The sequence below is a fragment of the Streptomyces sp. NPDC007346 genome (assembly GCF_040703535.1).
Taxonomy (GTDB): Bacteria; Actinomycetota; Actinomycetes; order Streptomycetales; family Streptomycetaceae; genus Streptomyces.
Genome location: NZ_JBEYKR010000239.1, coordinates 1 through 6805, shown reverse-complemented (window position 1 = coordinate 6805; position 6805 = coordinate 1). Strand labels below are relative to the sequence as shown.

Annotated in this window: 5 protein-coding genes; all 5 read left to right on the top strand. The window is 70.9% G+C overall.

The genetic code is table 11. The features are described from left to right. The first annotated feature begins 296 nt into the window (after positions 1–296). Positions 297–1088 carry an MIP/aquaporin family protein gene (locus AB0917_RS33085; RefSeq protein ID WP_366823413.1) on the top strand — a complete coding sequence of 264 codons (792 nt, stop codon included), beginning with the start codon at positions 297–299 and terminating at the stop codon, positions 1086–1088. Positions 1089–1160: 72 nt separating this feature from the next. Beyond that, positions 1161–2705: a glycerol kinase GlpK gene (gene glpK, locus AB0917_RS33080; protein ID WP_366823412.1), complete on the top strand. Its 1545-nt coding sequence runs from the start codon at positions 1161–1163 to the stop codon at positions 2703–2705. A gap of 14 nt (positions 2706–2719) precedes the next feature. After that, entirely contained in the window at positions 2720–4330 is a 1611-nt protein-coding gene (locus tag AB0917_RS33075; protein WP_366823411.1) for a glycerol-3-phosphate dehydrogenase/oxidase, read from the top strand. A 131-nt stretch (positions 4331–4461) separates the two neighbouring features. Continuing rightward, positions 4462–5520 carry an LLM class flavin-dependent oxidoreductase gene (locus tag AB0917_RS33070; protein WP_366823410.1) on the top strand — a complete coding sequence of 353 codons (1059 nt, stop codon included), beginning with the start codon at positions 4462–4464 and terminating at the stop codon, positions 5518–5520. 146 nt (positions 5521–5666) lie between these two features. After that, a complete protein-coding gene (locus AB0917_RS33065; protein ID WP_366823409.1) occupies positions 5667–6695 on the top strand; it encodes a PAC2 family protein in 1029 nt (342 codons plus the stop codon). Positions 6696–6805 lie beyond the last annotated feature (110 nt).

Sequence of the window (6805 nt, the reverse complement as noted above, 5' to 3'; positions counted from 1 at the left end):
CACGCGGTGGGCGCCCGCTCGGCTCCGTGCGTGTCGCGGGGTAACGATCGCGTCGCTCACCGAGTCCCCGCCACGAAACCCTTGACGCTTCGTTCACTCGGGAGAAACACTGCCGGTCAACGGTCGGCATTGTCGAACGCTTAACGGCAATACGCGTTAGGGTGTGACAGTGCCAAGGGCCGGTCAAGCCCTTACAGGTGGGCTGCCCACGCTTTGTGGATACCCATCTGGGGCGCGGACCACCGGAGGGAATCGGTGTTCCGCTCTCCCCTGGACGAAGGACAAAGGAGTCGCGGGTGTCCAGCTCCGACATTTTCATCGGCGAGACCATCGGTACCGCCCTACTCATCCTGCTCGGCGGCGGTGTCTGTGCCGCCGTCACGCTGAAGCGCTCGAAGGCACAGAACTCGGGCTGGCTCGCCATCACCTTCGGGTGGGGTTTCGCCGTCATGACCGGCGCCTACCTGGCCGGCGGCGTCTCGGGCGCCCACCTCAACCCGGCGGTCACCCTCGGTCTGGCCATCGAGGGCGGCACCGCGTGGGGCGACGTGCCCCTCTACCTCGTCTCCCAGCTGCTCGGCGCGATGATCGGCGCCGTACTGGTCTACGCGGTGTACTACGGGCAGTTCCACGCCCACCTCACCGACCCGGAGATCGTCGGTACGCCCTCCACCGACGAGGGCATGGTCGACCAGACCGCCGCCCCCAAGGCCGGACCGGTGCTCGGGATCTTCTCCACCGGCCCCGAGATCCGCAACGGCGTGCAGAACGTCGTCACCGAGGTCATCGCCACGATCGTGCTGGTCCTGGCGATCCTGACGCAGGGCCTGAACGACGAGGGCAACGGCCTGGGCACGCTCGGCGCCCTGATCACCGCCCTGGTCGTCGTCGGCATCGGCCTCTCCCTCGGCGGGCCCACCGGCTACGCCATCAACCCGGTCCGCGACCTCGGCCCGCGCATCGTGCACTCCGTGCTGCCGCTGCCGAACAAGGGCGGTTCGGACTGGGGCTACGCCTGGGTACCCATCGTGGGCCCGCTCATCGGCGGCGCCCTCGCCGGCGGGCTCTACAACCTGGCCTTCGCCTAGACCGGGACGCGGACCCGAGACCGGGTACCAGCGCCGTAACCCTTATCACCCACAGACCTCCGGGAGCACACCGTGACCGACGAACACACCACCGGCACCCACGGCAGCGGACCGTTCATCGCGGCCATCGACCAGGGGACCACCTCCAGCCGCTGCATCGTCTTCGACAAGGACGGCCGCATCGTCTCGGTCGACCAGAAGGAGCACGAGCAGATCTTCCCGAAGCCGGGCTGGGTCGAGCACGACGCGACCGAGATCTGGGAGAACGTGCAGGAGGTCGTCGCCGGGGCGATCGTCAAGGCGAACATCACCTCCGACGACGTCAAAGCGATCGGCATCACCAACCAGCGCGAGACCACCCTGCTCTGGGACAGGAAGACCGGTGAGCCGGTGCACAACGCGCTGGTCTGGCAGGACACCCGCACCGACGCGCTCTGCAAGGAGCTCGGCCGCAACGTCGGCCAGGACCGCTTCCGCCGCGAGACCGGGCTGCCGCTCGCCTCGTACTTCGCCGCTCCCAAGATCCGCTGGCTGCTCGACAACGTCGAGGGGCTCCGCGAGCGCGCCGAGGCCGGCGACATCCTCTTCGGCACCATGGACTCCTGGGTCATCTGGAACCTGACCGGCGGCACCGACGGCGGTGTGCACGTCACCGACGTCACCAACGCCTCGCGCACCCTCCTGATGAACCTGCGCAGGATGGAGTGGGACGAGAAGATCCTCTCCTCCATCGGCATCCCGGCCGCGGTGCTCCCCGAGATCCGCTCCTCCGCCGAGGTGTACGGCCACGCCAAGGGCGGCGTCCTGGACGGCGTGCCCGTCGCCTCCGCGCTCGGCGACCAGCAGGCGGCCCTCTTCGGCCAGACCTGTTTCGCCGAGGGCGAGGCCAAGTCCACGTACGGCACCGGCACCTTCATGCTGATGAACACCGGCGAGACCCCGGTGAACTCGTACAACGGGCTGCTCACCACCGTCGGCTACCGGATCGGCGACGAGCCCCCGGTGTACGCGCTGGAGGGCTCCATCGCGGTCACCGGTTCGCTGGTGCAGTGGATGCGCGACCAGATGGGCCTGATCAAGTCCGCCGCCGAGATCGAGACGCTGGCCTCCTCGGTCGAGGACAACGGCGGCGCCTACTTCGTGCCCGCCTTCTCCGGCCTGTTCGCCCCCTACTGGCGCCCCGACGCCCGCGGGGTGATCGCCGGACTGACCCGGTACGTCACCAAGGCGCACATCGCCCGTGCCGTCCTGGAGGCCACCGCCTGGCAGACCCGCGAGATCAGCGACGCCATGACGAAGGACTCCGGCGTCGAGCTGACCGCGCTCAAGGTCGACGGCGGCATGACCTCCAACAACCTGCTGATGCAGACGATCGCCGACTTCCTGGACGCGCCCGTGGTGCGCCCCATGGTCGCCGAGACCACCTGCCTCGGCGCCGCCTACGCCGCCGGCCTGGCCGTCGGCTTCTGGCCGGACACCGACGCGCTGCGCGCCAACTGGCGCCGGGCCGCCGAGTGGACCCCCCGTATGGACGCGGACACCCGTGCCCGCGAGTACAAGAGCTGGCTCAAGGCCGTCGAACGGACCATGGGCTGGATCGAGGACGAAGAAAGCTGACGAGGAGCATCGACATGACCACCCTGCAGAGCGTTCCCGCCCTCGGAACGCACCCGGCCTCCGGCACCCTGCCGAGCCGCGCCGAGACCCGGGAGCAGCTGTCCCGGGCGACCTACGACCTCCTGGTCGTCGGCGGCGGCATCCTGGGCATCTCCACCGCCTGGCACGCCGCGCAGTCCGGGCTGCGGGTGGCTCTGGTGGACGCCGGTGACTTCGCCGGCGCCACCTCCTCCGCCTCCTCCAAGCTGCTCCACGGCGGTCTGCGCTACCTCCAGACCGGCGCGGTGAAGCTGGTCGCGGAGAACCACTTCGAGCGCCGCGCGATCTCCCGCGAGGTGGCCCCGCACCTGGCCAACCCGCTCACCTTCTACCTGCCGGTCTACAAGGGCGGCCCGCACGGCGCGGCCAAGCTCGGCGCGGGCGTCTTCGCCTACTCCGCGCTCTCCGCGTTCGGCGACGGCGTCGGCCATGTCATCTCCCCGGCCAGGGCCCAGCGCGACGTGCCCGAGCTGCGCACCGACAACCTGAAGGCCGTCGCGGTCTACGGCGACGACCAGATGAACGACGCCCGCATGGCGCTGATGACGGTCCGCGCGGCCGTCGACGCGGGCGCGGCCGTCCTCAACCACGCGGCCGTCACCGGACTGCGCTTCACCCGGGGCCGGGTCACGGGCGCCGACCTGAAGGACAGCACGGACGGTACGGAGTTCGGCGTCACCGCCCGCCTCGTCCTGAACGCGACCGGCCCGTGGGTCGACCACCTGCGGAAGATGGAGGACCCGAACGCGGCCCCCTCCATCCGCCTCTCCAAGGGCGCCCACCTGGTCCTCAAGCGGACCCGGCCGTGGCGGGCGGCGCTGGCCACCCCGATCGACAAGTACCGGATCACGTTCGCGCTGCCGTGGGAGGACATGCTGCTCCTGGGCACGACGGACGAGGAGTACGAGGGTGACCCGGCCGACGTCGCGGTGACCGAGGCGGACACCGCGCAGATCCTGGACGAGGCCGCGTTCTCGGTCAAGGACCAGCAGCTCTCCCGCGATCTGATCACCTACTCCTTCGCCGGTCTGCGGGTGCTGCCCGGCGGTCCGGGCGACACCTCCAAGGCCAAGCGCGAGACGGTCGTCACGGAGGGCCGCGGCGGGATGCTGTCGGTGGCCGGCGGCAAGTGGACGACGTTCCGCCACATCGGCCGCACGGTGATGAACAAGCTGGCCGCCCTGCCGGGCCACCCGCTGGCCGAGGACATGGAGCCGATGAACCGGCTGCCGAAGAAGCTGCCGCTGCCCGGGATCGCCAACCCGGACGCGGTCGCGCACCGGCTGCTCATCGACGGCCCGGCCCCCGGCCCGCGGATGGCGCCGGACACCGCCCGGCACCTGGCCACGCACTACGGCTCGCTCGCCTTCGACATCGCGCGCCTGGCCAACGAGAGCCCCCAGCTGGCCGAGCGGGTCCACCCGGACGCCCCGGAGATCTGGGCGCAGGTCGCCTACGCCCGCGACCACGAGTGGGCGCAGACGGCCGACGACGTACTGCGCCGCCGGACCACGCTGACCATCCGTGGCCTGGCCACGGACGACGTACGCGACGGCGTGGAGAAGCTGCTGGCCGACCGGGGCTGACCACCCCCGACGGGTACGGGGACGGGGGCGGCTTCCGGCGCGGGAGCCGCCCCCGTCCCCGTACGCGCGTCCCCGGCACGCGCCACACTCCCGCCATACACGTGCAATGTGCCGCGAGGAAAGTGGAGGTCATGAGATTCTCGGTGCTTTCCCTGATCGGCCATGACCCGCACCCGCTGACAAGTGAACTGCCCTCCCCCGCCGACCGGTTCGAGGAAGTGATCGCCACCGCGTCCGTGGCGGAGGAGCTGGGCTTCGACTCCTACTCGGTCGGCGAGCGGCACGCCGGGGCGTTCCTCTCCTCCAGCCCGAGCGTGGTGCTCGGCGCGATCGCGGCCCGCACCACCACGATCCGGCTGCTCACCGGGGTGACCGTCGTCGCGATCCTCGACCCGGTCCGGGTGGCGGAGGACTTCGCGACGCTCGACCAGATATCCCGGGGCCGGATCGAACTGGTCGTCGGGAAGGGCGCCGAGGCGGGCCACTTCGACCTCTTCGGCCTCGACGAGGAGCGGCAGTGGGACCTCCAGAAGGAGAAGTACGAGCTGCTGCGCCGGCTGTGGACCGAGGAAGGCGTCGACTGGGAGGGCGAGTTCCGCCCGCCGCTGAAGAACGTGACGACGGTGCCGCGTCCGTACGACGGGCTCCCGCGCATCTGGCACGGCTCGGCCACCAGCCTCAACTCCCCCGAGCTGGCGGCCAAGCACGGCGACCCGCTCTTCACCGCCAACGCCATCCAGCCGCGCGAGGCGTACGCCAGGCTCATCGCGCACTACCGGGAGCGGTTCGAGGCGTACGGGCACGATCCGGCGGACGCACGGGTGGCGGCGGGCTCCGGCGGGCTGCTCATCGCGGACAGTTCGCAGGCGGCCGTGGCGCAGTACAAGGAGCTGTACGAGGCGCGGGTGCGGCAGACCTTCAAGCCGCACCTGGCGGGCAAGGCCGGTTACAACACCCCGTTCCGGACCATCGAGGACGCGATCGAGGGCGGCCCTCAGCTGATCGGCTCCCCGCAGCAGATCATCGACAAGATCCTCGGGTGGCACACGGTCTACCGCCACGACCTCCAGTCGATCACCGTGGACGGTTTCGGGCTGAGCCGCCCGGAGCAGCTGGAGACGCTCCAGCGGTTCGCGGAGGAGATCGCCCCGGTGGTGCGGCGGGAGGCGCCCTCGTCCCTGTGGACGTGACCGCGGGAGGGGGCTGATGCACTGTTCGGCCCGATGATCCACTCGTGCTGGCAAGGTTCACCCGGCCGTGCAAACGGGCTGCGGTCCAAGGGTCCCGAAGCCGTAAGGTTGCTCCGTACGTATGGAGACTTCGGAAGGAGGCCCGGGTGATCGAGCTCGAGTCGGTGCCCGAGCTGATCGACCCGGTGATGGTGGCCGCGTTCGAAGGCTGGAACGACGCCGGGGACGCCGCCTCCACAGCGGTCGGCCATCTGGACCGGGAGTGGAAGGGCGAGGTGTTCGCGGCGCTGGACGCCGAGGACTACTACGACTTCCAGGTCAACCGGCCCACGGTGTGGCTGGAGAACGGGGCGCGCAAGGTCACCTGGCCGACGACCCGCCTCTCGGTGGTGCGCGTCGGCGGGGAGAAGCCCCGGGACCTGGTCCTGGTGCGGGGTATCGAACCGTCGATGCGCTGGCGCTCGTTCTGCAACGAGATCCTCGGCTTCGCCCATGAGCTGGGTGTCGAAATGGTCGTCATCCTGGGCGCGTTGCTCGGTGACACCCCGCACACCAGGCCGGTGCCGGTGAGCGGGGTCACCTCCGACGCGGACCTGGCGCGGACGATGGACCTGGAGGAGACCCGGTACGAGGGTCCGACGGGCATCGTCGGCATCCTCCAGGAGGCGTGCACCCATGCCGGTGTGCCGGCGGTGAGCCTGTGGGCCGCGGTGCCGCACTACGTGTCGCAGCCGCCGAACCCGAAGGCGACGCTGGCCCTGCTGAACCGGCTGGAGGACCTGATCGGGCTGCGCATCCCGCTGGGCGAGCTGCCCGAGGACGCGCGCGCCTGGCAGCTCGGGGTGGACCAGCTGGCGGCCGAGGACAGCGAGGTCGCGGAGTACGTCCAGACGCTGGAGGAGGCGCGGGACACCGCGGAGCTGCCCGAGGCGTCCGGCGAGGCCATCGCCCGGGAGTTCGAGCGGTATCTGCGGCGCCGGGACGGCGGCCCCGGGCAGGGGCCCGGCGGCCATGCGACGGAGAGCGGGGACTCGGCGTACCTGCGGGACCCCTCCAGCGGCCGCACCCGGCCGCCGAAGCCGCCGCGCCCCGAGGCCGGGCAGGGCAAGAAGCCCGAGGACAAGGGTCCTGACGAGGCGTCCGGGGAGAGCCCGGAGAGCCCCGAGGAGGAGTGACGGCGACCGGCCCCGGACTTCGCGGAGAAGTCCGGGGGCGGTCCTGGTGAGGGGTGTTGAGCAGCCCGCACAGCAGCGCCGCATCAGCGCCTGGGCGCACGAACAGGTGT

Excerpts from the sequence above, each read along its gene's own strand:
- AB0917_RS33075 (WP_366823411.1), top strand. The coding sequence starts at position 2,720 with ATGACCACCCTGCAGAGCGTTCCCGCCCTCGGAACGCACCCGGCCTCC.
- AB0917_RS33070 (WP_366823410.1), top strand. The coding sequence starts at position 4,462 with ATGAGATTCTCGGTGCTTTCCCTGATCGGCCATGACCCGCACCCGCTG.